Origin of the sequence: Yersinia sp. Marseille-Q3913, from assembly GCF_963892745.1 — a bacterium.
GTDB classification, from domain to species: domain Bacteria; phylum Pseudomonadota; class Gammaproteobacteria; order Enterobacterales; family Enterobacteriaceae; genus Yersinia; species Yersinia bercovieri.
The window spans coordinates 1-25,047 of sequence record NZ_CAWQAF010000024.1; the positions used below are offsets into that span (position 1 = coordinate 1).

The following is a 25,047-nucleotide window of genomic DNA, read 5'->3' on the forward strand; positions in this document are numbered from 1 at the left end:
CCACATCACACCGAAAACCCTTTCATAGTAAAGCTCTCAGACAATCGACGTTACCTCACATAACCACAAAGAAGCCTACCTGTGGAAAATAAATATTAAGTAACGCTGCCGAGCTGCCGATAACACAAATAATCCGGCACCTGTGCTACGCCGTCCCACTTAGGCCAATTAAAGCAAGAGCATCAGTGAAGACGAATGTTAATGACGGCCGCATGGGATTATCAAAAATATTAGCCGGTACTTGGTACTTTATTGTCGTCATTGGATTGGTAGTACTAATGACTATTTATACGATTTAAAATGAGATTATTCGGGGAGTATTTAGATAATGCAGTGGAAGTTGCTATCAGGTTCGCACAGTGATTTCAATGGCGCGCCAGACTGGGCTAAGCGACTTGCGGTGGTTCGCGGCTCCGGGCAGAAATTATGGTGGGATGGCATGCAAAAATATCGGGACAAAGAGCAACTGTTCGATGCATACACGTCTGACTTTGATGAGTGCGTAGATACGATTGCAGAGCGAAGGCTGGTTCCGGTTGATGCTAAGTAAGTGGCTAAATGGTTTTATGGGTTGATCAATCACGGGAACTCTCGAAAACAGATTAAGCTTGGGCGGATCTGTCGTTGGAAATATTCTGATTATATTGCGTGGAAATCGAACCACAAAAAACGGTTATGGAAATATTACTATTTCCATATCACTAAAATATCCGGCGCTGGCTGCCAGTAAGCATCATTTAGCCGCCCATAAATCGCGTAATGACCTGCTATTAATCAATGATATTGCTGATAACAATAGAACCATTATTACCACCACTGTTAATCTCGGTATAAGCCTGCCCCCATAAAATCGCCATTAAATATGCCATTATTAATATTGACTGAGTTGGATATAGCATTAATGTTTATATTCACTGACGTATTATCAGCAACATTAGATGAGTTATAGGCTACACAACCATAAATGGGATTTGTGATAACGGTACTGTCCGAGGGGGTTCAACAATGACCGAGTAACCTGATACATATGCATCGACACCATCCAAACGCCAGCCATAAATAGAGTCACCCGCAGAACTCACAGTCACCGAGCATGTTTTGTCATCTCTTGTTCTGCTGGAGTCACTGTACTCCATGACATAAACAGAAGGGGGGAATATAGAATGATGATTTACTCTTATTTATCCTAGAAAAGGGGTTTCTTCCCATAAGATTATCGCTATAAAACATGATGCAAAAAGTAGTTAGCCCCCCTTTACGCTCTTCACTCCTCGTCTGACTAGTCAATAACCTGATAAAAAGTGTAAAATAGGTGATTATCAAGACAGTAACCGATTATTTATCACTTTTTTATGTTTATTAAATTTAATTTCAAGGAGTTAGCGAGATGAGTTTACCAAACTGTCCAAAATGCAGTTCTGAATTTACATGGCAGGAGGGGGAACAACTGAATTGCCCAGAGTGTGGCCATGAGTGGTCAGAAAGCGGTGCTTCAGCAACAGATGAAGAGGGTCTGGTGGTGCGTGATGCCAATGGTAACTTGCTGGCTGACGGCGATTCGGTCACTGTTGTTAAAGATCTGAAAGTAAAAGGCAGCTCTTCAACCTTGAAAATCGGCACCAAAGTGAAGGGTATCCGTCTGGTTGAGGGCGACCACAATATCGATTGTAAAATTGATGGATTTGGTCAGATGAAGCTGAAATCTGAGTTTGTTAAGAAGAACTAATGCCATAACCGATTATTTCCCCCTTGCTCGGTGTGGTTCTGCAGAGCAAGGGGATAATAATGTCAATAAGTTGCTGCCACTGCCGGAATATTTGCAAAACACTGCCCAGTTTTCCATCGACGCATTACAGGTAAAATAGAGTCCTGCTAAATTATCTAACATTGTGCCCCCTCGCCATCAACCTGATAGGTAGGTATTGGCTTGCCATAAGCTTTAGCGGTAACAATGCATAGTTGTAGAACGTCTTACTGAGTGACTAATGCAGGATATCAGCACCTTTTATGCACTGATATCCCGAAATACACTGATGAAAACTAATTAGAAGTTATATTTAACCCCTAACATTACCGCCGTATCACTGTAGCCTTTGTCGCCGATTTGTTGGCTAACATTGCCCCACAGATTTAACTGCTTATTAATTTGCCCTTCCACCCCGGTTTTCAGTTCGCCGATATTACGCGCGCCAGCCTGTTTCACCGAGATACCGTCCATAGTAGTACCAAAATCTTTACTGTTATGGATCCAGTTGGCTTCAACAAACGGCTGGAATACCCAGTCTTTGCCTTTATCACTTTCGTGGGATCCGTTCATAAAGGCTTTCACCCCCAAGCGAGTCTGGATATTGCCATTGCCTTCGCCAGAAACGTTTGTGCCGTTGGCTTCTTTATGGTCGTCTGCTTTGACGCCCATCCAGATCACCTGTGCTTTCGGCTGGATAAAGTAGCGGGCATTTTTCTCCGGGTTTTCCCCCACTTTGAAAGTATAGCCACTCTCAACTGAGGTGGTCACCCCTTTGGATTTATACTCTTCGGTATTCAGATACTGACCATCTACGGTGTTATTGAACCAGCTGTATTGCGCCCAGCTGTCTACATATAAGCCCGATTTATCGACTTCATTGGCATACCAGGTGCCGTACAGCCCAAGGCTGTAGCCATCGACGGATGCGCGGGCGCTGTAACCGGATACGCGGGATTCGGTTTTACTTTTGCTGTTGCCGTAACCGGCCATCACACCCAGATGGAAGCGGTCCAGGTCGTTATTGCTCCACTGGGCAATATCACCGCCCATTTGTAGCACATAGCGATTGGCCTGCGTCCCCAGTTGGCCTTGGGTATCGCGCGAACGGGTATGGCCACCTTCGTTACGTAACCACAGGCTGGTGACTTTGTGCTCGCCAGTCAGCGCATCAATATATTGCGTTTCACCCAAGCGGTCATGCAGGCGGGTGACAAACATGTTGTTGGCGGCGGCAAGGTTCGCGCTATAGCCACCAGCCTCCGGGCGCTCAATCATCTGACCTGAGTCAGGAGTGACTCTTGGGCCTGGTTGTGGGATCGGTTCCAGTTCGGTCTCAGGTTCTGAGTTTGGTATAACCGGTGATATCACACTGCTCAGATACCAGTTGCTGGCTTTGGCATCCACCCCGCGAGCCAGATAGTAATCATAAGCCCCCGCCACAATACGGCCATTTTTAACAAATTCGCCGTCAGAGCTGCCATTAACCTGTATCAGCTCAATACCGTTCAGGGTCGCCGCACCGCTGCCACCCGCATTGGTCACACTCACCAATGTGCTACCGGAGGTGTTGCCGTTGACCACCAGTTTATCGGTCGCTGAGGTATCATCATTCAGAACTGTATTGAAATTCAGCAAACCATCATTGCCGATATAATCACCAGTTATGCTCAAAATCGCCCCCGGCGCGCCATTAAAGCTCACCACACCCGCGTTGCTCAGACTGGCGAGGGTTTGGCTGTAACCGGCTAGATCCAACTGACCTGCTGTCTCTACACTGTAGTTAGAGGCAGCACTAAAAGTATTTGTCGCCCCCGCCTGCAAAGTCCCTGCGTTGATGTTGGTTGCACCGGTATAGTTGTTTGCCGCCAGCAAACGCGTGGTGCCACCGGTGAAATGATTCACCGCCACTCTTCCTGTCATCAGTGGTGAAAAATCAATCGCATCGATATGATTAAAATTAATGGTTGCGGTGCCTGCTCCGCCGGTGATTTTAGCCGTATTAAGGGTGCCGGCCAGATTGCCGTTGCCGATATTTAAGGTGCCACTACTGACATCACTACCACTAACATACATGGCTAGAGTCGTGGTGCTGGCAGAAACGATAGCCTGATCAGCAATAGTCAGCGTACCATTACCGAATTGACCCACAGTGAGTGCGCCACTGTTATTCCACTGCGCCCCCGAGCCAGAGAGTTCGGCAGCGCTCGTCGAAGTGGCCATAACACCGATATAGCCCTGATTACTGTTGACGATACCGCCATCACTGACTTTAAGCGTACCATTACCAGAATAGCCAACACTGAGGGTGCCGTTGTTATCCCACAAACCGCCATTAGATACTTCAACTATGGCCACTGGGCTGAGATTTCTGGCGATCGAGGCCTCAGTATTTCTAACAATACCCCCATCACTGATAGTCAGTTGGCCACTACCGTAGTAGCCAACCAAAAGACCACCGCTGTTATTCCACTGTGAGCCAGCACCTGTCACGTCAACCACACCCTCTGAAGTGCTGTTGTAACCAAGATAACCCGATGTGCTACTAACAATGCCACCATTGCTAATCGTGAGATTGCCTTGAGTGTTGTAACCGGCATAGAGGGTGCCATTGTTATTCCACTCACCACCATTGCTTACCTCGACAATGCCGATAGAACCATTATAGTAGCCGAGGTAGCTCGCAGTATTGCTAACAACGCCACCATCACTCACCTTAAGGGCACCAGAGCCAACATTACCAACAGCAAGGGTGCCACTGTTGCGCCACTGCGATCCGACACCGGCAACCTCGACAATCCCCGTCGAATTGAGGTCCACGCCGATAGATCCCAGGCTACTGTTAACCGTTCCACCATCACTTATCGAGAGCGAACCATTACCACCACGGCCAACATAGAGGCCTTGCGAGATATTCCACCAACCACCACTGGACACATCAACCGCGCCAGACGAATCGGCCTTATCGGCAATAATGCCAAGCCCGGTACTATTTACTATGCTGTCATCGCTAATCGCAAGGGTGCCATTACCATAGAAACCAGCATGAACCGTGACGGTATTCCACGTACCGCCATCGGACATTCGAACGGCACCAGTCGCACTAGCACCGTAGCCAATAAAGCCATCGCCATGACTAACTACACCACCATCACTAATTAAAAGCGTGCCATTTCCATTGTAGCCAATGGTGAGGATGTTACCGTTACCGATAGTAAACGCCGACCCACTACCGGACACGTCAAGAAGACCAACGCCATTGAGGAGCCTGCCGATATCAGATGCACTAGAAAGGGTTACATTTCCGCCATCCTGAATCAGTAACGTGCCATTGCTCGTGTTGCCAATCCAGAGGCTATCGTTACTCCAAGGGGAAATCTCCGTGGGTGAAACAATAATTATCTGGTCATTATCAATTGGTACATTCGTAGCAAAAACATAAGACCCATTCAGGACTAAACCGGAAAGGGCCGTACAAAAGCATGTTTGGCGAAATATGCCTTTCACGCCTGAACGTATTTTCATATAAGTAATTACCTGATGTTAGATTAAGATAAGTTAATAAAAGTAATAGTTATTTTTAGATTTATTGTTTTAAATACACGTACTTATTACAACAATAAATAAACTGAAAATTAACAATGCAAATAACAATTACAGCGGCCAATGCAAGTAATTATCATTTGAATTGTTTTTGAGGGAAGAGTGATAAGTTAGTATTACAGTACGGAGTCAAGACGGGGCTGAATATAAGATATAGAGTGGGGTTGGTGTAGGATATTTCCTGCATCTCTACTTTCTTGCGTTTTATCAATTTTAGGCTCTTTATTCAAAAATAACCCTTATTGGCATAGTCTCTATTTTATTGATATTTATCAATTTATTTATCAATAATTAATTCATAAATTAATTTACCACATGTTAACTAAGTGAATATTTATTATATTTACTAACGAGTTAGCAGTAATACATAATATCTCCCCCTTGCTCGGCACTGTTCAGCCGAGCAAGGAGATGATTTATAGCAATATATATTGCGCCTGCTTGCCTTCTTGCTTAAGAAAATCAGTCAGGAAATATTGCGCATTACCTTCGTCAGAAAGCGATGGGCTATAAATAATGGGATGATTGCCACTCTCGCCAGGGAGATACAATAGCCCCGAATTATTGTTGTTAATCACTAACACCACAAATTTCTTCCCATTAACAGCGACGCTATAGTCACTACGCGCCTCTTTATTTTCTACATCCATCACTTGAATTTTCTTATCCCAATCATGATCTGCATTGGTTATTTGTACTAATGCCTTATTGTCAGATCTTGGGCCATAACGCAGTGTCCAGACTTTCATAACTCTAGCCTCTCCCCTAAGCTCACTCACCTTCCCCATCCCGACCTGGTTTTTATTTAGATATATCTTTCTTGCATCGCCCTCTTGCTAACTTCGATATATCGATCTACATTAGATATATCGGAATTGTTTCGATATATCTAAAGGAGAGTCATTATGTTTGGATTTTCAAAACGTGGTCATGGCGAAGGGCATCATGAAGGGCAGCGCCGTTGTGGCGAGAGAATGCATCGTGGTGGTCGTCACCCGATGATGGATGGCAGAGCGGAAGCAGTAAGAGGCGGTAGAGGTGGGCGTGGTGACAAAATGCATCGCCTGTTCGAACACGGTGATTTACGTGTTGTTTTGCTGGCTCTGGTTGATAAAAAACCCAGCCATGGCTATGAGTTGATTAAGGCTATCGAAGAGGCGTCATCAGGGCTTTATGTTCCAAGCCCAGGGGTTATCTACCCAACACTCACCCTGCTGGAAGAGCAAGATTTTGTCACACCTGTGGCAACCGGTAATGGCCGCAAAAGCTACCAAATCACCGAGGCCGGTAAGGTTGAATTGCAGCAAAATAAAGCAGTCGTTGATGTGATTTTCTCTCGGCTGGCGCAGGTAAACCGTCGCCCGGAGGGGAATCTGGCGGAAGGTATTTCCGATGTAATGCATCGTCTACGTCACATTTTGCGCAGCAACATGGTGCGGTCAGATGTCACACCAGAGCAGGTTGTGCGCATAAATGCCGCTTTAATGACCGCAGTAGAGGCTATCGAAAAAGAGTTAACGCCCGAATCAGTGGCGGCGGATGCGGATGCACAGGAGAAAAACTGATGTCCGGCTATCGTTATCGCATTACTGTTGAGCCGCTCACCGATCGTAAAGGTGAGCCAATGGATAAAGCACCGGTCACCTTCGAAGTCGAGAATCATGATGAGATCCTCGGCATCATCGACCGATTACAAGCGCGCGAAGATCTGCAGTTCGGCAAAGATAAAACAGCGGCATTTGCTGTGGGCCTGAAACTGTTTTCCGAAACCATGATGGAGAACCGCAAACACCCGCTGTTTGCCCCGTTGCGCACGGCATTTATGGAGTTTATGACTCTGCTGAAAAAAGGCTCACCTCGCGACCGCCACCAGGATAGCGAACAGTAAAACAGAATAAGGCCATTTATGCGCTATCTCGCGGGAATATCAATTATCGACGATATTCCCCGCATTTTTAACCCAAATCAGCACCGTTACTGGCAATAACCTTTTTATACCAATAAAAAGATCTCTTTTTCCGACGTGCTAAAGAACCATTTCCCTGGTCATCGCGGTCAACATAGATAAAGCCGTAGCGCTTGCTCATCTCCCCGGTCGAGGCGGAAACTAAATCAATGCAGCCCCATGAGGTGTAGCCGATAACCGGAATACCATCATCAATCGCCTCGCCCATGGCTTTAATATGCTCGCGCAAATAGCTAATGCGGTAATCATCCTCAATTTCACCCTGCGGGTTAATTTCATCTTTCGCACCCAGCCCATTTTCAACCAGAAACAGCGGTTTCTGATAGCGGTCATACATCATGTTCATGGTGATGCGTAAACCTAAGGGATCAATGCCCCAACCCCATTCGCTGGCCGCAATGTGAGGATTTTTCAGGGATTTTACGATATTGGCCGCACTGCTGTTATGGTCGTTCATCTCCGCCGAAGCACAACGGGAGGCGTAATAACTGAAGGAGACGAAATCCACGGTATCCTTCAGGATATAGTCGTCCCCCGCTTCAGTGACGATTGAAATACCCTTATCTCTGAAGAGACGTTTGGTGTAGGCCGGATAAGCACCCCGCGCCTGTACATCAATGAAAAACAGATTTTCGCGGTCTTTTTGCAGCGCCGCCCAGACATCTTCCGGCTTACAGGTGCGCGGGTAGAAATTCCCGCCAGCCAGCATACATCCCACCTGATTATCCGGGTTGACCTCATGGGCAATTTTGGTCGCCAGTGCACTGGCAAGCAGCTCGTGATGGGCGGCCTGATATTTGACCTGCTCTTGATTCTCATTTGGCTCAAACACCAATCCTGCACCGGAGAATGGGCTATGCAGCAGAATATTGATCTCGTTAAAAGTGAGCCAATATTTCACCAAACCATCAAACTCCTCGAAACAGGTGCGCGCATAGCGCGTGAAGAGTTCCACCATTTTCCGGTTGCGCCACGAACCATATTCTGTGACCAGATGCATCGGGACATCAAAGTGGCACAAGGTGACTAAGGGTTCGATATTGTGCTTTTTGCATTCGCTAAACAGGTCGCGGTAAAAGGCGATACCTTCCGCATTTGGCGTCATTTCATCGCCATTAGGGTAAATTCGGCTCCACGCTATTGATGTGCGAAATACGGTGAATCCCATTTCAGCCATTAATGCGATATCGTCTTTGTATCGATGGTAAAAATCAATGGCCTGGTGGCTGGGATAAAATTCATCATCCCGCAATGTAAAACGCTTCTCCTGCCCCAGCTTTACCGCCAGGCGGTGCGGCCCATGGGGGATCATGTCAACTGTCGTCAGCCCTTTACCACCTTCAAAACATGCACCTTCGGCCTGGTTTGCGGCTAATGCGCCACCCCATAAAAAACCGTCAGGAAATGTTGATACCGCCATGAAATACCTCGTTATTTAGTTAATTTTCACTGCATTCTGCGAAACCAGCACGTCGTCGCCAGGAGCGGTGTTTTCGCCTTCACTGCTCTCAACGGGAATATCCTCAAACCCCAGCAATAGTGTGGTGACGAACGAAATCACTATCGCCAGCACCATCACGCCAAACACCCAGACGATACTCATTGGATTGGCCGGATCGAAGAACTGAACACTGGTAAATAGCCCAGGAGAGGCCATCGAATGGCTGGCCAACCCGCCGATCCCGGCGACAGCACCACAAATAAACCCACTGATTAAGCTGGCGATCAGCGGGCGCTTGAGCCGTAAAGCGACACCATAAAGCGCGGGCTCAGAAATGCCAGCCACAATTGCGGATGCAGCCGCTGCCAGCGCTGTCTGGCGTAGTTCTGGGTTCTTGGTTCGCCATGCCACCGCCAGCGACGAGCCACCGAGCGAAAGGTTAGCACCAATTTCGGACGGCATAACCATGCCCTCTTTCCCGGTTTCGGCAATGGTCTGAATAATCGTCGGGGTAAAGACTCGGTGCATCCCGGTCATCACCAGCAGAGGCCAGAGTGCGCCCATAATCGCGACAGAGAGCCAGCCCAGATAATCATGAACGGTGTAGACCAAAGAGGAGATGCCGCTGCCGATCCAGATCCCCAGCGGGCCGATAAACATAATGGCAATCGGGGCGGAAATGAGCACAATCAGCATCGGCTTAAGGAAGTTTTTGGTCACCGCAGGGGTGATACGGTCAACCCAACGTTCAATATAAGAGAGCAGCCAGGTCATGCATAGCGCCGGGATCACGGTATAGGTGTACTTCACTGCGGTGACGGATAACCCCATAAATTCAACCTGTTGGCCTTGCGCGGCCTTCGCCATCAGATCAATAAAGGTGGGATGGACCAGCACCCCGGCAATGGCGATAGCCAGCGACATGTTGGTTTTGAATTTGACTGCGGCGGAAGCGGCCACCATCACAGGCAGGAAGAAGAAAGCGCCGTCGCCAATGACATTCAAAATGATCAGTGTTGAGGAGCCTTTGCCGAAGATACCGGTCATATCCAGTATCATCGCCAGCAATTTGACCATCGACCCACCAATGATCGCCGGTATCAGCGGTGACATAGTGCCAATCAGCGCATCAAGGATCCCAGCCCCTATTCGCCTTAAGGTCACTCTATTTTTTTGCGGTGCACTGCTTTCAGGTAATGCGCCTTCCGGCAGCAGTTTCAGAACTTCTGCATAAGCATAGGAGACGTTATTACCAATGATGACCTGACACTGGTTTTCATTGCGCACCACGCCCAGTACACCACTGATGGCCTTTAACTTAGCCAGATCGACCGCGCTATCATCATTGAGCACAAAACGTAACCGCGTCATACAGTGGGTCACAGCTCCGATGTTGCCGACGCCACCAATGGCATCGGCTATCTGTTGAGATACTACGGCATAATTCTTAGACATGAGTAACAACTCCCCGTAACGACGCACGCCGGACTAAGCGAACCATTTGCGGCCGAAGGGAAACTGCCCTCATCAGCATAAATGTACAATTAGCCATTATATTCATATAGTTATAATTAACCCATCTGCCGGTAATCAGCCTATTTTGTTCTTTCCAAACAGATAGGTAACCGGTTCCACATGAGAATCGTTAATTACGAGATGGAATTCAATAGATGAGCTAATACAATTTACGTTTTGTGATGGTGATCAGCATAAGTGCGGTGATTTATTCTGCTCAATAGCATGTTGCTTGCCTGTCGTAACCTGTAGAATAGTCATTATTATTTAAAAGCCAGGAAGGGCCTATGTCTACGATGCAGGAAGTGGCAAAGAAAGCGGGCGTATCAAAAGCCACTGTTTCACGGGTTCTGTCAGGCAAAGGTTATGTCAGCGAAGCGACAAAAGAGCAGGTTTATAAGGCGATCGAAGAGGCGGGATACCGGCCAAATTTATTAGCGCGAAATCTGGCAACCAATAAATCAGAATGCATCGGTTTCGTGGTGACCAATACACTTTACAATGGGAATTACTTTAATGAAATTCTCTCTCAGGCGGCCAAAAAATTAGAAAATAGTGGCCGTCAGTTGGTATTGGTAGACGGGAAACATAGCGCAGAAGAGGAACAAGCGGCAATTCAGTTCCTGCTAGATCTCCGCTGTGATGCCATTATCATCTATCCGCGATTTTTAACTGTTGATGCTATGGATCTGATTATTGATAAACATAAGCAGCCGATTATGGTGGTCAACAGGAAATTAAGAAAAAATCATAGCCACTCTATTTTCTGTGATCATAAAGGCTCCAGCTATAACGCCACAAATTACCTTATCGAGCAGGGGCATCGGGATATCGCCTTTATTACCGGTTCACTGGATTCACCCACCGCTATTGAGCGCCTTTCCGGCTACAAAGCCGCATTAATGGCCAACTCATTGATTGTGCGAGAAACACTTATTGCACCAGGGAGATGGACGCCGCAGAGTGGTTCTGCCGCGGTAGAGTCATTACTCGCCACTCAGTTGCCTTTTAGCGCAATCATCGCCAGTAATGATGATATGGCGATTGGCGCGATGAAAAAATTAACTGAAGTGGGCATTCGGGTACCAAACGAAATATCTATCATCGGTTTTGATAATATTCCGCTTGCTCCTTTTCTTAGCCCATCGTTATCCAGCATTAAAGACCCCGTCAGCAGCATGATAAATGAAGTTATCAACCGGTTAATATCCATGCTGGACGGGGGCTATTTATCAAACGAAAATCTGTTTCAGTCTGACCTGATTCTCAGAGACTCAGTCAGTTATGGGCCTTTCTTTAACCAAAAAACGAGTTAACCCAAACAAAACTATTTAGCGCGAACACCTTCGACGGATAAAATCAGCTCGACTTCTTGTGAAGCCGGGCCTAAATCGGTGGTGATATTAAAATCTTTCAACTTAATATTGCCGTTCGCTTCAAAACCCGCGCGGTATCCGCCCCATGGGTCATTGCCTTGGCCGGTCAGCTTACTTTCCAGTGTTACAGGCTTAGTGACGCCATTCAGTGTCAGGTTACCCACCACGGAATAACCTTCGCCACTCTTCTTCACTTCAGTTGATTCAAATGTCGCCTGTGGGAATTTACTGACGTTTAGGAACTCTTTGCTGCGCAGATGTTTATCACGCTCAGCATGGTTGGTATCAACACTATTGGTGTTGATCACCACATTCACTTTATCGGCAGCCGGATTTTTCTCATCAAAAGTGAAAGAGCCATCAAAATCGTTAAAGCTACCGTATAACCAGCTATAGCCTAAATGTTTAATCCGGAATTCGATAAAGGCGTGTTGCCCCTCTTTATCGATTTTATATTCGGCGGCTACGGCGCTGCCTGCGGTAAACATCAGTGCGCCAACAGTCAGTCCCAATAGGGTCTTATTAAACATATTCATTCTCCATAATAGAGTTGGTTAATCGGTGCTACGTCCCAGCATCCGTTTAAGGGTAATATCACCATCAATAAAGTGGTGCTTGATCGCGGCCAGCCCATGTAATAGTGAAAGCACTACCACGGCCCAGGCCAGATAAAGATGCACAGTGCCAGCGGTATCAGCCTGGTCAGGTAAGCCGGTTAATGTCGCAGGTAGAGTAAACCAACCAAATACATTGATAGGTTGTCCATCCGCCGTCGAGATCAAATATCCGCTGAACATAATACAAAATAGAACAATATATAAAATCAGATGAGCCAATATCGCGCTAACTCGCGTGAAACGACTATAGCTGGATAAGGGCTTTGGTGGCGGCGAAATAAAGCGCCAAACAACCCGGAATATCATCACAGCAAATAATATACAGCCGATGCTTTTATGTATTTCAGGTGCCTGATGATACCAGCCATCGTAGTAGCCCAGTGTCACCATCCACAACCCCAGAGCAAATAACCCATAGACGGTTAATGCGACCAGCCAGTGGATGCCAATAGTGATGCGACCAAACTGCTCCCTGGTATTTTTCCAAAGCATAATGATTCCCTTTTGCTCAATTTATTGTGCAATAGTCAAACATTATGAAACATAAAATCAACACTTATTTGATATTAAATATACTTCCCTAACCGCTTTCAGTTATTTTGCCGGAGTCGAACAGGACTTTGTCAGTTTAATTGGCTGACTTTACTTAACTTGACAGTGAGATAACAGATATAGAGAAATATAAAGGGGGGAGATTAGTCCTAGCGCCTCGCGGTCAGCATAAAAAATAAGATTATGTTTATTGATTACGCGTACGCCACACTTTTCCCCATGCCATTAATATTGAGTTAAACCGGATAAATAGAGTGACGCGGGGCAATAAATACCCCGACCAATACGATTCAGTCCGTCTGATCGGGGGAGATAAGCTTTAAGATGACGCAAGAGAGTGCTGCAACATCCAGTTAAGCACTTGAGTGGCTAACTGATCGCTCGCCAGACCAAACGCCTGAACCACCTCATTCATCTCCGTGCCTTTTATCGGCTGGCGGATCTCAAAATGGCGGGTGGCAATAATCCGCCGATCCGAAATTCTGACCAGTCGGGCATCAAAGCGGATCAGCACTTCACTCTTATCCGTTAGATAGACGCCCTGAAATGCAGAGAGATCACCGCTCAACTCAACATCAGCCTGCAAACTGTCATCATCACTACTGACGGCACGAATACGGCCATCTGCGCGGAACTCCTGAATCAAGCGATTACGCAGCAAAATCGGCGCGGGGTCACTCCAGCGTGAGTTTTGATAGACCGCAATCTCCTGCCCCTGCGGCTGCACAGCGATACGTGAGCTATTCAAGAACTGGCTGGTTGCCGGTTGAGAAACCCGCAGCGACCAATCGACGGTCTGCGCTCGCGGGGCATTCGTCGCTGGTGGCACCGGCAGAAGATAGACCTGTGATACCGGCGCGGTGGGTAAAATGGTGCAGGCTGATAGCAACATAGCCGGCATTGATAACATCAATAGCCAAGTGCGGCGGCCTGCATAACGCATTACCTTAAGTGATATCATCGAGGCGTAAACTCCTGTGTTCTTTCGCGGCCACGCAGCAAGGCCGCTGGGTTCTCTTCCAGGCGGGAAACCGCCGCACGTAATGTGGCTAATGTTCTGCGCAGCTCATCAACCGCTGGTCCCAACTCACTCATCCCTTGCATACCATTACTGAGCGAGGTTTTATTTTCACTCACCAATTGATTGAGGATGGTACTGGTTTTTTGTAACGACGCCATGGTCTTAGCGGCATCACTAACTAGCTGTTTGCCCTGCCCATCCATTAATCCGTTGGCATTGCGCAGTAAGCGATTGGTCTGTGCCAGTGTCTCATTGGCCTGTTTGCTGGCTTGCGCCAACTGCTGCAACATGGTGCGGATATCGCCACGTTGATCAGCCACGGTCTGGGTAATCAGCGCCAGATTATCCAGCGTCCTGATGAGGCGCTGCTGATTATCAGGCTCCAAGAGTTGATTGAGGCGCACCAGCACTTCATTGGCGTTGCTCATGAAATTCTCACCGTTAGCCAATAATTGGCTCATCGGCGATGGGGTAGCAATGATGATGGGGATCTCACCATCTTGCCCCTCCAGCAGTGGGCTTGATTGGCTGCTGCTGCTGAACTGAATATTGGAAGTGCCGGTAATCCCGGCGACCGTCAGGCGCGCCTGGGTATCCTGGCGGATGGGCGTTGATGCCGACACCCGAATCCGCGCCCAAACTTTATTGGGATTTTCGCTATCCAGACGCAGTTGAATGACTTCGCCGACGCGGATCCCGCTGTACTGCACGGTGCTGCCCTGAGAGAGGCCACTCACCGGTTCATTGAAGACAATATCGTACAGTTTGAACTGACGATTAGAGCCGGCGTTGGTTAGCCAAAGGCAGAATAACAGCGCGGCACTGACCACAATGAGAGTGAACAAACCAATGACAACATGATGAGCACGGGTTTCCATATTACCACCTCTCTCCACTATTGGTGGCTGCCTGATAGGCAGCCCGGCCACGTGGGCCATGAAAATACGCCTGAATCCAGTCGTCATCGGTCGCAGCGACGTTATCCAATGTATCCACCACTAGCACTCTCTTCTGTGAAAGCACCGCCACACGATCACACAGCGTATAGAGCGTATCCAGATCGTGAGTCACCAAAAACACCGTCAGATTGAGGGCATCACGCAGTGTGCGAATCAAACTGTCGAAGGCCGCCGCACCAATGGGATCAAGACCCGCAGTCGGCTCATCAAGAAACAAAATATCGGGGTCCAGCGCCAGCGCACGGGCTAAAGCCACCCGTTTGACCATACCGCCCGACAGAGACGCCGGATATTTACTGCCTGCGCCCGGCGGTAAACCCGCCAGTGCCAATTTGACCTGCGCCAGGCGCTCAGCTTCAGCCCGTGGCAAACCGGCATTTTCGATTAACGGCAATGCCACGTTTTCAGTCACCGTCAGAGAGCTAAACAGCGCCCCCCGTTGAAACAGCACGCCAAATCGGCGTTCGACCATAGAGCGCGACATCCCCGACAGCGCCATTAAATCCTGACCAAAGACGTGGATCTGCCCGCCGGTGGGGCGGCGCAACCCGACGATACTGCGCAATAGCACGGACTTTCCGGTTCCCGAACCACCGACCACGCCGAGAATTTCGCCGCGCTGAACATCAAGATTCAGGTCTTGGTGCACCGTCTGTTTGCCAAAGCTGTTCACCAAACCACGGATTTGAATGATTGCATCTTGCTTCATTTGGCTCACCACCCCATCTCCATGAAAAATAGCGCGGCGACAGCATCAAGCAGGATGACCACAAAGATAGAGTGCACCACACTGGTGGTGGTATGAACTCCCACAGACTCCGCGCTGCCCGTGACTTTGAACCCCTCCAGACAGCCAATGATAGCAATCAGGAAAGCGAAAACTGGCGCTTTACTGATCCCCACCAGAAAGTGCTGCAATCCATTGCTGTTTTGCATGATCGACAAAAACATGGTCGGCGAAATATCTAGCGTTAAGGCGCACACCACCATGCCACCAAAAATACCGCAAACCATGCCGATAAATGTCAGCATCGGCAGCGAAATCAATAGCGCCAATACCCGGGGCAGCACCAGCAGCTCAACCGGATTGAGTCCCAGTGTTTGGATGGCGTCAATCTCTTCATTGGCTTTCATCAAGCCGATTTCGGCGGTGAAGGCACTGGCGGTGCGCCCTGCCATCAGGATAGCGGTGAGCAATACCGCAAACTCGCGCAGGAAAGAGAACACCACTAAATCGACGGTAAAAATACCCGCGCCGAAGGTGGTCAACACGGTGGCACCGAGAAAGGCGATGACAGCCCCGACCAGAAAGGTCAGCAGCATAATGATAGGAACAGCATTCAGGCCAATTTGCTGAATATTGGCGATAAGCGAGGTCATTCGCCAGCGGGAGGGGCGAAATATCGTGCTCAGCAGAGCCTCAAGGGTTAGGCCGGTAAAGCCCAGTAAAGATTTGATATCTTGCCATAAATTGTCCATTGAACGGCCAATATTGGACAATAACTCCAGCCAGAATGGGGGAACTTTGGTGACAGGTTCCGGCGCTAAATCGGGTAAAACGTGGCTAACTGTTTCCAGTAAGACTCGGCGCTCATCAGGTAGTGTGGGGGCAAGCTCGCGCAATTGGTTGACACGCTCCTCGCCGAGTAGCAATACCAGCAGCGTCGCACCCGCGGTATCCAACGCGCCCAATTGGCTGAGATCAAATACCACAGCGGCAGGCAAATTCGCCCGCAATTGGGTCACTTCCGGCTCCAGGGCACGGTAGTGCGCCAAGACCCAATCCCCTTTAGCCGCAACCCGGACCGGCTGAGCCGAGCTGTCGATATCGAGTTGTGCTGTGAACTGCCGCTCGGTCATAGAGAAAGCCTTACTCTTTATTAAGATAGGGTTGTGGCATCGTCAGCATACCAAAACCCAAGTCGCTACCTTAAATAGATATATCACACACTTTAGTAAGAGTAATGACTATATAGTTAAAAGATCATTGGCGGCCTTTCAAGCCAACAATCAGTGCGCCAATTGCAGGATACGTTTCCCCGGCATGGTAAACCAAACGGCCACCGCCAGTAGGATCAGCAGTGCGCTAGCGGTGCCCAATACCAAGCTGTGTGAGGCTGAAAAAGCCAGTTTAGCACTGGCAAGCAGCTGTTCATTTCCACCAAGGCCATTCACCACCTGAATGGTTTCGCTGATAGAAGCACTGGCCTGAGCCGCTAAATCTGCGGGTAGACTCGCCGGTAACACAATCGAGGCGGTATAAGCTCGCGAGAGCATCAAACCAAATATTGCCACCCCTAGCCCAGCCCCCAACTCATAAGCCATCCCCTCGACCGCCCCCGCTGCACCGGCTTTTTCAGGGGGTGCGGCGCTCATAATGGCCGCCGTCGAGGCCAGCAACGAAGCTTCAATACTGAAACCGAGCAATATCATCCACCCCCATGCCAAATAAGCTTGAGTGGCGAAGTCAGTCCAGGCTAGCCCCAGAAAGCTCAATGAGCTCAATGCAATACCCGCACTGGCGACGGTGCGCAGCCCCAGTCTGGCGACCAGCCAACCGGATATCGGCCCGCTCACCCCACTGGCAATCATTAGCGGCAGTAGAAATATGCCCGCTTCGAGCGGACTTTTACCTAAGACAAACTGCAATTCCTGTGTCAGCAGCAACTCAAAACCCACCAGCGTGATCATGGCGGTCATCGCCATCACCATACCCACCGCGATCACCCGCTGACTAATCAGCCGAAAATCAATCATCGGGGCCTGCGTGGCTAGCTGATGGCGAACAAATGCAAACAGCATCACGCCACCCAACAGCGCCGCCAGAGAGGTGACAACTATATCGCCCCCACCACGCAGCCCAGTTTTCGCGGCATAGACCAGCATCAGGATCGCGGTAATCAATACCAGTGCCGGAGCCAATTTCCATGTCTGTTCAGTGCGCATGGGTTGGCTGGGGATCACCAGCAAGGTCGCAATCACCACGGCGATGATAATGGGAATATTGATCAGAAAAACCGCCCCCCAGTAAAAGTACTCCAGCAATATTCCGCCCACCAGCGGCCCCATCGCGGCCCCCATAGTGCCAATCGCTACCCATATCCCCAGCGCCAGCGCACGTTCCCGCTCATCGGTAAAAATATGGCGCACGGCGGATAAAGTGGCTGGCAGGATCATCGCCGCACCGATCGCCAAAAACGCGCGCGCCGCAATCAGTGCCGCAACCGACGGCGCAAGGGCGGCCGCCAGTGATGCCAATCCGAACAGTACCGACCCCATTAAAGCCAGCCGTTTGAAGCCAATGCGATCACCCAGCGCCCCCATCGGCAGTAACAAACACGCCATCACCAGCGAGTAAATATCGATGATCCACAGCAATTCGCTGCCAGTCGCCGACAGGGCAATACCCAGCCGAGGAGCCGCCACATGCAATACGGTGGCATCAATCGAAACGGGGAGATACATCAGAATAATAACGTAGAAAATCATCCACTTTTTAGACATACAAAACACGCTCAAATAGGGCAAAAAATAATGTTGAACACCTGTTCAATACACCAATAATAACTGAAAGTTGAACTAGCGTCCAATTCATCACATAATGACCAAAACAGTGTTCAGCCAGATAAGGAGCCATTTTTGGCCTATTTGAATCGCGAAGAGCGCCACAACACCATTTTGCACGCGGCGATGCGTGTCGCCATATCTGAGGGCATGGCCGCAACTACCGTGCGCCGTGTTGCCAGTGAAGCTGGCGTGGCGATTGGGCAAGTTCACCACCACTTCGCGTCAGTATCGCGCCTGCGGGCCGATGCTTTTCTGTTATTGGTGAAACAGTCGTTAGCGGCTTTTACGGTAGAGTGCCAAAATTTACCTGCCATTGAACGGCTGCAACAAGTACTGGGCTATCCGCAAGATGAGATGGGACAAAGAGAGACGCGTTTGTGGAATGAAGTTTCGATTTTGGCTGAGCGAGATGAGCTGATTAAAGCCGCCTATGCCGCCTCAATGTCAGACTGGCACCAGGCGACGCTAGCGGTCATTCATGCCGGCATTGCCAATGATGAATTCCGCTCAGACATTAACGCCAGTGATGTTGCATGGCGCTTAATTGGTCTGGTCTGTGGTCTGGATGGCCTGACCCAATTTACCCAATTAGGCTTTTCAGAAGCTGAGATACTGCGCCATCTGAATGCGATGATTAAGACCGAATTGTTGGAAATTTAATCGCTAAAAAATCGATACTCGCCTCTTGGCCTTAGCCCGTCTCTCACTGTGGCGGCTTTGCCATTAATAACAGGCTATAATCGCTATTTAATGATCCCTATCCCCAGTTAAAAGGGGATTTATTGAGTCCATAACATGACTAAACAGACGTCTGTAGCCGATGTTATCTATTACAACGGCACGATTTACACGGCAGATTCCAATGACCGGGTTTGCAGCGCCATCGCACTGGGCCATGGCTATATTCTGGCCATTGGCGGCGATGAACTTATCCCCCTGTTTTCCGGCCCGAAAACCCAACTTATCGATCTGACCGGCAAATTTATGATGCCCGGCCTGATTGACAGCCATATGCACCCATTTTGGGGCGGAAAACAGCTGATCGGTTGTAATCTTAATTATGCTGCGCTGAGTGTTGAGCAGACGTTGGATATCATCCAGCAGCACCTCGATAATGACCCCTTTAAAGGCGAAAATGATTGGCTGACTGTCCGCGCCTGGCAGCGTCAGGCGATGACGCCAGTGGGTGCCGATATGAGCCGCGCGGCACTAGACTCCCTCAATACCCGCCGCCCGGTTGCCCTGTTCTCCAATGACTGCCATACATTGGCCGCCAACAGCCGAGCGCTGGAGCTGCTGGGCATTGATGAAAATACCCCGGTGCCGCCAGACGGCAAAATTGCCCGTGACGCGAATGGCAAACTGACCGGTATTTTGGAAGATGCACCCGCCATGCGCGCCTTTGATAGCATCCCATCCGCGACAGCAGAAAAAAATGTGCAAATCGCCACCCATGTGCAGCAGGTCCTGAATGCTCAGGGCGTGACGACAGTGATGGATACCCGTGTATTTGCCGAGCAGTTGCTGGCGTTTCGTCGGTTACATGAGCGTAATGAATTGACCCTGCGAGTGCTGGGGGCTAAAGAGGTCACCCCCGATAGCCTGCAAGGGCCAGAGGACGCCGCGCGCGTGGTGCAGGAGGTGGTGGAGTTTGGTCGTGAATGGGGCAGCCGCGAATGGAGCCCTGCGCCGGGCTTTGCTGTCGATCACCTGAAACTCTTTATCGACGGGGTGTTACAACCGCCGACCATGACTGCCGCCTTGCTCGAACCCTACCGGGCAAACCATGGCACCGCGCAGCAGCCAGATTGGCAAAATACCGAGCGCTATGGCGATCTCTACTTTACCGCGCCGGTGGTCAATGCCGTGATTCTGGAGTGCGCCCGCGCCGGCCTGCATCCCCATACTCACACCGTGGGGGATGGCGCCATCGAGATGGTGTTAGATGCGGTGGAGCAGATGCGTGCGACACTGCCGGGCAAGGATATTCGGCCGGGATTGGCGCACAATGAGTTGGTTGCAGCCCATCAATATGACCGTTTTGCCAAACTGGGTGCCACGGCGGTGCTCTCCTTCCAGTGGGCCGGCTTACCGGGCGTGCTAATTGATGAAGAGCGCGCCATGCTGGGCAAGACCCGTTTTCAGCATATGGAGCCAGCCGCCCGTTTTCTCGATGCTGGTGCACGAATCGCTTATGGCAGTGACTGGCCTATTGATCGCCTGGATGAGTGGTACAACCTGCAAGTGGGCATGACCCGCCGCGCATGGGATCTTGATGGCAATCCAGCAGGCCCGCGTCTGGATACTGACCGGGATTTGACACTGATCGAAACTCTGCGATCTGCCACCATTGATGCCGCTTATATGATTGCTAAAGAGCAATATATCGGCTCACTGGAAGCAGGTAAATTCGCCGATATCATCATTCTGAAAAATAACCTGTTTGAGCAGTCGCCAGAGAGGATTTATCAAACTAAGGTGGAGACCACACTGATTGGCGGTAAATTAGTTTATCAAGCCGCTGATTCGGATAAATAAGCGCAAGCAATGACAAACTGAATCACTGAGTTACGTCAGTGATTCAGGTAAATAATTGCGCTTAACGCCCGCCGCTACCGAGTCGGGTGGTGATGGACTTTCAAACCTGCCCCCCTTGTGTCAAAATCCGCTCCTTTGTGTTTTACAGCTGCATAAAAATGCGGCTCAACGGTGCTCGTTTACACCAGGAGATGATAGGGTAATGCCACAAAATATTCAGTTGCGCAGAGTGCTTAAAACCCCCGCGCTGGTCGCTTTCGGCCTTGCCTACATGGTGCCATTAGGCGTATTTACCACCTATGGACAGGTGACCGTATTAAGTCAGGGCCACTTGCCCATCGCTTATTTGGTAACTGTTGCCACCATTTTGTTTACTGCCCTCAGTTATTGCCGGATGACCAGCGCCATGCCGCTATCAGGTTCGGCCTACTCTTATGTTCAGCGCAGTTTTGGCGGAAAAACCGGCTTTCTGGTGGGCTGGGCGCAAATTCTGGATTATCTGTTCCTGCCGATCCTGAACTATTTGGTTTTAGGTATTTTCTTGCACGAGGCATTCCCGGCTATTCCCGCACCGCTCTTTATCATTGCGTCTATCGTCAGTGTCAGCTTGCTCAATATCCTCGGTGTGCGACTGCTCACTTCGGTGAATTTCTCACTGATCGCCGCACAGATGGTATTTATCGTGCTATTTATCGCCCTTTCATTCAGTCAGGCAGATCTTAGCCCGGCAGCGCTGATGAAGCCGCTGCTGGTGAATACCGGTGATCTCTCTGGTTTGTTGTCCGGTGCTGCGGTGCTCTGTTTGGCATTCCTCGGTTTTGATGCCATCGCCACCATGGCCGAAGAAGCACACGACGCCAAGCGCACTCTACCGCGCGCTATTTTGTTTACCGTCATCAGTGCCGGTGCCATTTTTATCGCCGTCTCCTATGCTGCTCATCTGGCCTATCCCGATTGGCAGTCGCTGATCCCACATCAAGATACCGCCAGCCTGATTATCTCCGAGCATGTCGGCGGCAAGTGGATGTATAACTTCTTTATGGCGACCTACCTGACGGGCGTGTATGCCTCGGCAATGACCGCGCAGACCAGCGTATCGCGCATCTTCTATGCCATGGGCCGTGAAGGGGTATTGCCACGTAAAGTGTTCTTCCATCTGCATCGCAAGTTCCACACGCCATGGCGGGCTATTTTGTTCGTCGCGACAATTTCGCTACTGGCGCTGTTCCTTGACCTGAACTTAGTGGTGTCGATGATTAGCTTTGGCGCGCTAGGCGCTTTTACCTTTGTCAATCTGAGTGTGATAAAGCACTTCCTGATCAATGAGAAGCGCCGTGGCGCATCGGCCATGTTCAAGTATGGGCTGTTACCCATGATGGGATTTGTGATGTCAGTCTGGCTGTGGGTGCATTTAGAGCAGCGCGCACTGGAGGTGGGTTTACTGTGGTTGCTGGCAGGATTTATCTATCTGCTGTGGCTCACCCGTGGTTGGCGTAAATCCCCACCATCAGTGAATCCGGATGATATTTCACATCTGCTGTAAGCCGCTAGTTTAGTGGTAAAAAGGGCCACTGATGTGGCCCTGAGTATGATGAAAACGGTTGTGAGCCAAGGGGTGACCGCACCTCGGGGCACTTCGGCGGCTTACGCCGCTTACGACCCCAACGGCACGTTTCCCCTTGGTTCAGCTTTGTCAGCAGCTATTTCAATAACCTCTACGCGCCCTGCCGACCGCCTCACCCAATTGCCACACCGCCATGGCATAGTGGGTGCTGTGGTTGTAGCGGGTAATGGTGTAGAAGTTAGGTAAACCGTACCAGTATTGATAACCCGTGCCGACATCAAGGCGCAATAGGCTAGCCTCCTGATAGTCGCCCAGTGGCGCTGTTGGGCTTAGCCCCGCCGCAGATAAGGTCGATAGCGGATATTTGGTCTTAAAACCATTATCGAGATTGGGTGCCTGACCATTAGCGGGCACCGCGACTGCCGCCCCTTTCGTCCAGCCGTGAGATTTGAAGTAGTTGGCAACACTGCCAATCGCATCCTCCGGGTCCCACAAATTGATATGGCCATTGCCATTAAAATCAACCGCATAGCTCTTAAATGACGATGGCATAAATTGACCGTAACCCATTGCACCCGCATAGGAACCCCGCAGACTGAGCGGGTCATTGCCCTCAGCACGTGCCATCAGCAAGAAGGTCTCCAGCTCGCCAGTAAAGTACGCGGCGCGGCGCGGATAGGCAAAAGAGAGTGTCGCCAATGCATCAATAATGCGGGTCTTGCCCATCACTCGGCCCCAGCGAGTTTCAACGCCGATGATACCGACGATAATCTCTGGAGGAACCCCATAGATCTCATAAGCGCGTTGCAGCGCCTCTTCATGCTGATTCCAGAAATTCACGCCATTTTGCACATTATCCGGCGTAATAAATTGGTTGCGATAGCGGTTCCAAACCCCATTTGGCCCGGAAGGGCGACCTGAAGTGGGGGCTTGCTTATCCATCAGGCGGATAACCCAGTCCAGCTTTTGGGTCTGGGCCAATACATCATGCAGTTGTTGGCGCTCAAAACCGTGCTCACGCACCATTTTGTCGACAAAACGGGCAGTGTCGGCGTTATAAGCAAAATCACCGTTTTGCAGATGCCCCTGATGTTCCGGTTCAAGTAAAAAACCGCTCTGTATCAAGCCATCGGATGGCGTGGCAGCGGTGGGAGGTGTCGGCTTGCTACTACAGGCAGAGAGCAACGTGAGTAAGGGAAGAATAACAGCCAGATAGCGCATCGAATATCCATGAACCATGCAAAAAAGTGATAGCTATGTTAAGTCATTGTCTGTTGCCAACAAACAGATAAATGCGAGGAAGAGCTTAATACAAGGGGCTGGAGGATTTACCCATACAAAAAATAGCGTTGAAAAATGAAACATCTTGTAGCATATATTGCGAATGATTTTCACTATGATTACCATTTTCTTTCTATACAATCGTTTTGTTTCGCCACTATCAGACCAACCGTTTTCTTCTCTGACCTTTTAAAAGGATGTCGCTATGAAGTTACGTTTCCCCGCTCTCGGCTCTGTCGCACTGCTCTCTTCTTCTATACTGGCTTCCTCAATGATGTTGGCATTTTCTGCTCATGCCGCATCAAATGATGAAGGTATCGTGATTTATAACGCTCAGCATGAAAACCTGGTGAAATCCTGGGTTGATGGCTTTACCAAGGATACTGGCATCAAAGTCACCCTACGTAATGGCGGGGATAGCGAGTTAGGTAACCAACTGGTTCAGGAAGGCAGTGCATCGCCAGCAGACGTTTTCCTAACCGAGAACTCACCCGCTATGGTGCTGGTCGATAATGCCAAACTGTTCGCACCACTGGATGGGGCGACACAAGCTCAGGTGGCTAAAGAGTACCGCCCTGAGCATGGCCGCTGGACTGGCATTGCCGCCCGTAGCACCGTGTTTGTCTATAATCCGGAAAAAATCAGCGAAGCGCAATTGCCTAAATCCATTATGGATCTGGCTAAACCTGAGTGGAAAGGCCGCTGGGCAGCCTCACCATCCGGCGCAGATTTCCAGGCCATTGTCAGTGCTATGCTGGAGCTAAAAGGCGAAAAAGCCACATTAGAGTGGCTCAAAGCCATGAAAACCAACTTTACCGCCTATAAAGGCAATAGCACCGTCATGAAAGCGGTGAATGCGGGCCAAATCGATGGCGGGGTTATCTATCACTATTACCGCTTTGTTGATCAGGCAAAAACCGGCGAAAACAGCGGCAAAACCAAGCTGCATTACTTCAAAAATGAAGATCCTGGCGCGTTTGTGAGTATCTCTGGCGGTGGCGTGTTAGCCTCTAGCAAGCATCCGAAAGAAGCACAAGAGTTCGTCAAATGGATCACTAGCAAATCAGGTCAGGATATCCTGCGCACCAACGATGCCTTTGAATATGCCGTCGGCGTCGATGCGGCTTCAAATCCTAAATTGGTGCCACTGAAAGATCTGCAAGCACCGAAAGTCGAACCATCCAAACTAAATAGCAAGAAAGTGGTTGAATTGATGACAGAAGCTGGCCTGCTGTAATAGAGTCAACTGACTGATTTTTTAGCCCGCCGCGTCTCTAGCCCGGCGGGCATTTAACATGCTGAG

At 49.6% G+C, this 25,047-nt stretch carries 21 protein-coding genes; 9 read left to right on the forward strand and 12 right to left on the reverse strand.

Annotated elements, in window-relative coordinates:
* The first annotated feature begins 328 nt into the window (after positions 1–328).
* Entirely contained in the window at positions 329–550 is a 222-nt protein-coding gene (locus AACW11_RS11825; protein WP_212586739.1) for a hypothetical protein, read from the forward strand.
* 837 nt (positions 551–1,387) lie between these two features.
* Entirely contained in the window at positions 1,388–1,726 is a 339-nt protein-coding gene (locus AACW11_RS11830) for a zinc ribbon domain-containing protein YjdM (RefSeq protein ID WP_212586740.1), read from the forward strand.
* A gap of 318 nt (positions 1,727–2,044) precedes the next feature.
* On the opposite strand, the gene AACW11_RS11835 is transcribed toward AACW11_RS11830, so the two are convergent.
* Both AACW11_RS11835 and AACW11_RS11840 read right to left on the reverse strand, forming a co-directional pair.
* On the reverse strand, positions 2,045–5,269 hold the full coding sequence (locus tag AACW11_RS11835; protein WP_212586741.1) for an autotransporter outer membrane beta-barrel domain-containing protein: 3,225 nt from the start codon (positions 5,267–5,269) through the stop codon (positions 2,045–2,047).
* A gap of 494 nt (positions 5,270–5,763) precedes the next feature.
* The gene (locus AACW11_RS11840; RefSeq protein ID WP_249192941.1) at positions 5,764–6,096 is read right to left on the reverse strand and encodes a hypothetical protein; all 333 of its coding nucleotides are present in this window, start codon (positions 6,094–6,096) and stop codon (positions 5,764–5,766) included.
* A gap of 156 nt (positions 6,097–6,252) precedes the next feature.
* On the opposite strand from AACW11_RS11840, the gene AACW11_RS11845 reads away from it, so the two are divergent.
* Together AACW11_RS11845 and AACW11_RS11850 are read left to right on the forward strand one after the other, a co-directional pair.
* Positions 6,253–6,912, forward strand: coding sequence for a PadR family transcriptional regulator (locus AACW11_RS11845; RefSeq protein WP_212586742.1), 660 nt, complete (start codon positions 6,253–6,255; stop codon positions 6,910–6,912).
* Entirely contained in the window at positions 6,912–7,235 is a 324-nt protein-coding gene (locus AACW11_RS11850; protein ID WP_212586743.1) for a DUF3861 domain-containing protein, read from the forward strand. The genes AACW11_RS11845 and AACW11_RS11850 overlap by 1 nt, the downstream gene beginning before the upstream one ends.
* Before the next feature lie 67 nt (positions 7,236–7,302).
* Here the strand turns inward: AACW11_RS11850 and AACW11_RS11855 are convergent, their stop codons facing one another.
* Together AACW11_RS11855 and ascF are read right to left on the reverse strand one after the other, a co-directional pair.
* The gene (locus AACW11_RS11855; RefSeq protein ID WP_212586744.1) at positions 7,303–8,733 is read right to left on the reverse strand and encodes a 6-phospho-beta-glucosidase; all 1,431 of its coding nucleotides are present in this window, start codon (positions 8,731–8,733) and stop codon (positions 7,303–7,305) included.
* Positions 8,734–8,748: 15 nt separating this feature from the next.
* On the reverse strand, positions 8,749–10,209 hold the full coding sequence (gene ascF, locus AACW11_RS11860; protein ID WP_212586745.1) for a PTS cellobiose/arbutin/salicin transporter subunit IIBC: 1,461 nt from the start codon (positions 10,207–10,209) through the stop codon (positions 8,749–8,751).
* A gap of 347 nt (positions 10,210–10,556) precedes the next feature.
* Here ascF and AACW11_RS11865 point away from each other — a divergent pair, with 347 nt between their 5' ends.
* Complete coding sequence (locus AACW11_RS11865; protein WP_212586746.1) at positions 10,557–11,585, forward strand: LacI family DNA-binding transcriptional regulator; 1,029 nt, start codon at positions 10,557–10,559, stop codon at positions 11,583–11,585.
* Between the two features lie 11 nt (positions 11,586–11,596).
* On the opposite strand, the gene AACW11_RS11870 is transcribed toward AACW11_RS11865, so the two are convergent.
* From AACW11_RS11870 to AACW11_RS11900, 7 genes are all read right to left on the reverse strand, one after another.
* Positions 11,597–12,175: a YceI family protein gene (locus AACW11_RS11870; protein ID WP_048616655.1), complete on the reverse strand. Its 579-nt coding sequence runs from the start codon at positions 12,173–12,175 to the stop codon at positions 11,597–11,599.
* A 24-nt stretch (positions 12,176–12,199) separates the two neighbouring features.
* Entirely contained in the window at positions 12,200–12,754 is a 555-nt protein-coding gene (locus AACW11_RS11875; RefSeq protein ID WP_212586747.1) for a cytochrome b, read from the reverse strand.
* 379 nt (positions 12,755–13,133) lie between these two features.
* The gene (locus tag AACW11_RS11880; RefSeq protein ID WP_212586748.1) at positions 13,134–13,775 is read right to left on the reverse strand and encodes an ABC-type transport auxiliary lipoprotein family protein; all 642 of its coding nucleotides are present in this window, start codon (positions 13,773–13,775) and stop codon (positions 13,134–13,136) included.
* Positions 13,772–14,713: an MlaD family protein gene (locus tag AACW11_RS11885; protein WP_212586749.1), complete on the reverse strand. Its 942-nt coding sequence runs from the start codon at positions 14,711–14,713 to the stop codon at positions 13,772–13,774. Before AACW11_RS11885 ends, AACW11_RS11880 begins: the two co-directional genes overlap by 4 nt.
* Before the next feature lies 1 nt (position 14,714).
* Positions 14,715–15,503 carry an ABC transporter ATP-binding protein gene (locus AACW11_RS11890; RefSeq protein ID WP_212586750.1) on the reverse strand — a complete coding sequence of 263 codons (789 nt, stop codon included), beginning with the start codon at positions 15,501–15,503 and terminating at the stop codon, positions 14,715–14,717.
* 5 nt (positions 15,504–15,508) lie between these two features.
* Positions 15,509–16,654 (reverse strand): MlaE family ABC transporter permease, encoded by a 1,146-nt coding sequence (locus AACW11_RS11895; protein ID WP_212586751.1) that lies wholly within the window; start codon positions 16,652–16,654, stop codon positions 15,509–15,511.
* Between the two features lie 150 nt (positions 16,655–16,804).
* Positions 16,805–18,298 (reverse strand): SmvA family efflux MFS transporter, encoded by a 1,494-nt coding sequence (locus AACW11_RS11900; protein ID WP_212586752.1) that lies wholly within the window; start codon positions 18,296–18,298, stop codon positions 16,805–16,807.
* Between the two features lie 135 nt (positions 18,299–18,433).
* Between AACW11_RS11900 and AACW11_RS11905 the strand changes: the two genes are divergently transcribed.
* From AACW11_RS11905 to AACW11_RS11915, 3 genes are all read left to right on the forward strand, one after another.
* Positions 18,434–19,021: a TetR family transcriptional regulator gene (locus AACW11_RS11905; protein WP_212586753.1), complete on the forward strand. Its 588-nt coding sequence runs from the start codon at positions 18,434–18,436 to the stop codon at positions 19,019–19,021.
* A 135-nt stretch (positions 19,022–19,156) separates the two neighbouring features.
* Positions 19,157–20,899, forward strand: coding sequence for an amidohydrolase (locus AACW11_RS11910; RefSeq protein WP_212586754.1), 1,743 nt, complete (start codon positions 19,157–19,159; stop codon positions 20,897–20,899).
* 202 nt (positions 20,900–21,101) lie between these two features.
* Positions 21,102–22,442, forward strand: a complete 1,341-nt coding sequence (locus AACW11_RS11915) for an APC family permease (RefSeq protein ID WP_212586755.1) — start codon at positions 21,102–21,104, stop codon at positions 22,440–22,442.
* Positions 22,443–22,604: 162 nt separating this feature from the next.
* Here the strand turns inward: AACW11_RS11915 and mltB are convergent, their stop codons facing one another.
* Positions 22,605–23,684 carry a lytic murein transglycosylase B gene (mltB, locus tag AACW11_RS11920; RefSeq protein ID WP_212586756.1) on the reverse strand — a complete coding sequence of 360 codons (1,080 nt, stop codon included), beginning with the start codon at positions 23,682–23,684 and terminating at the stop codon, positions 22,605–22,607.
* A gap of 265 nt (positions 23,685–23,949) precedes the next feature.
* Between mltB and AACW11_RS11925 the strand changes: the two genes are divergently transcribed.
* Entirely contained in the window at positions 23,950–24,981 is a 1,032-nt protein-coding gene (locus tag AACW11_RS11925; protein WP_212586757.1) for an iron ABC transporter substrate-binding protein, read from the forward strand.
* Positions 24,982–25,047 lie beyond the last annotated feature (66 nt).

Excerpts from the sequence above, each read along its gene's own strand:
- AACW11_RS11825 (WP_212586739.1), top strand. The coding sequence starts at position 329 with ATGCAGTGGAAGTTGCTATCAGGTTCGCACAGTGATTTCAATGGCGCG.
- AACW11_RS11830 (WP_212586740.1), top strand. The coding sequence starts at position 1,388 with ATGAGTTTACCAAACTGTCCAAAATGCAGTTCTGAATTTACATGGCAG.
- AACW11_RS11835 (WP_212586741.1), bottom strand. The coding sequence starts at position 5,269 with ATGAAAATACGTTCAGGCGTGAAAGGCATATTTCGCCAAACATGCTTT.
- AACW11_RS11840 (WP_249192941.1), bottom strand. The coding sequence starts at position 6,096 with ATGAAAGTCTGGACACTGCGTTATGGCCCAAGATCTGACAATAAGGCA.
- AACW11_RS11845 (WP_212586742.1), top strand. The coding sequence starts at position 6,253 with ATGTTTGGATTTTCAAAACGTGGTCATGGCGAAGGGCATCATGAAGGG.
- AACW11_RS11850 (WP_212586743.1), top strand. The coding sequence starts at position 6,912 with ATGTCCGGCTATCGTTATCGCATTACTGTTGAGCCGCTCACCGATCGT.
- AACW11_RS11855 (WP_212586744.1), bottom strand. The coding sequence starts at position 8,733 with ATGGCGGTATCAACATTTCCTGACGGTTTTTTATGGGGTGGCGCATTA.
- ascF (WP_212586745.1), bottom strand. The coding sequence starts at position 10,209 with ATGTCTAAGAATTATGCCGTAGTATCTCAACAGATAGCCGATGCCATT.
- AACW11_RS11865 (WP_212586746.1), top strand. The coding sequence starts at position 10,557 with ATGTCTACGATGCAGGAAGTGGCAAAGAAAGCGGGCGTATCAAAAGCC.
- AACW11_RS11870 (WP_048616655.1), bottom strand. The coding sequence starts at position 12,175 with ATGTTTAATAAGACCCTATTGGGACTGACTGTTGGCGCACTGATGTTT.
- AACW11_RS11875 (WP_212586747.1), bottom strand. The coding sequence starts at position 12,754 with ATGCTTTGGAAAAATACCAGGGAGCAGTTTGGTCGCATCACTATTGGC.
- AACW11_RS11880 (WP_212586748.1), bottom strand. The coding sequence starts at position 13,775 with ATGATATCACTTAAGGTAATGCGTTATGCAGGCCGCCGCACTTGGCTA.
- AACW11_RS11885 (WP_212586749.1), bottom strand. The coding sequence starts at position 14,713 with ATGGAAACCCGTGCTCATCATGTTGTCATTGGTTTGTTCACTCTCATT.
- AACW11_RS11890 (WP_212586750.1), bottom strand. The coding sequence starts at position 15,503 with ATGAAGCAAGATGCAATCATTCAAATCCGTGGTTTGGTGAACAGCTTT.
- AACW11_RS11895 (WP_212586751.1), bottom strand. The coding sequence starts at position 16,654 with ATGACCGAGCGGCAGTTCACAGCACAACTCGATATCGACAGCTCGGCT.
- AACW11_RS11900 (WP_212586752.1), bottom strand. The coding sequence starts at position 18,298 with ATGTCTAAAAAGTGGATGATTTTCTACGTTATTATTCTGATGTATCTC.
- AACW11_RS11910 (WP_212586754.1), top strand. The coding sequence starts at position 19,157 with ATGACTAAACAGACGTCTGTAGCCGATGTTATCTATTACAACGGCACG.
- AACW11_RS11915 (WP_212586755.1), top strand. The coding sequence starts at position 21,102 with ATGCCACAAAATATTCAGTTGCGCAGAGTGCTTAAAACCCCCGCGCTG.
- mltB (WP_212586756.1), bottom strand. The coding sequence starts at position 23,684 with ATGCGCTATCTGGCTGTTATTCTTCCCTTACTCACGTTGCTCTCTGCC.
- AACW11_RS11925 (WP_212586757.1), top strand. The coding sequence starts at position 23,950 with ATGAAGTTACGTTTCCCCGCTCTCGGCTCTGTCGCACTGCTCTCTTCT.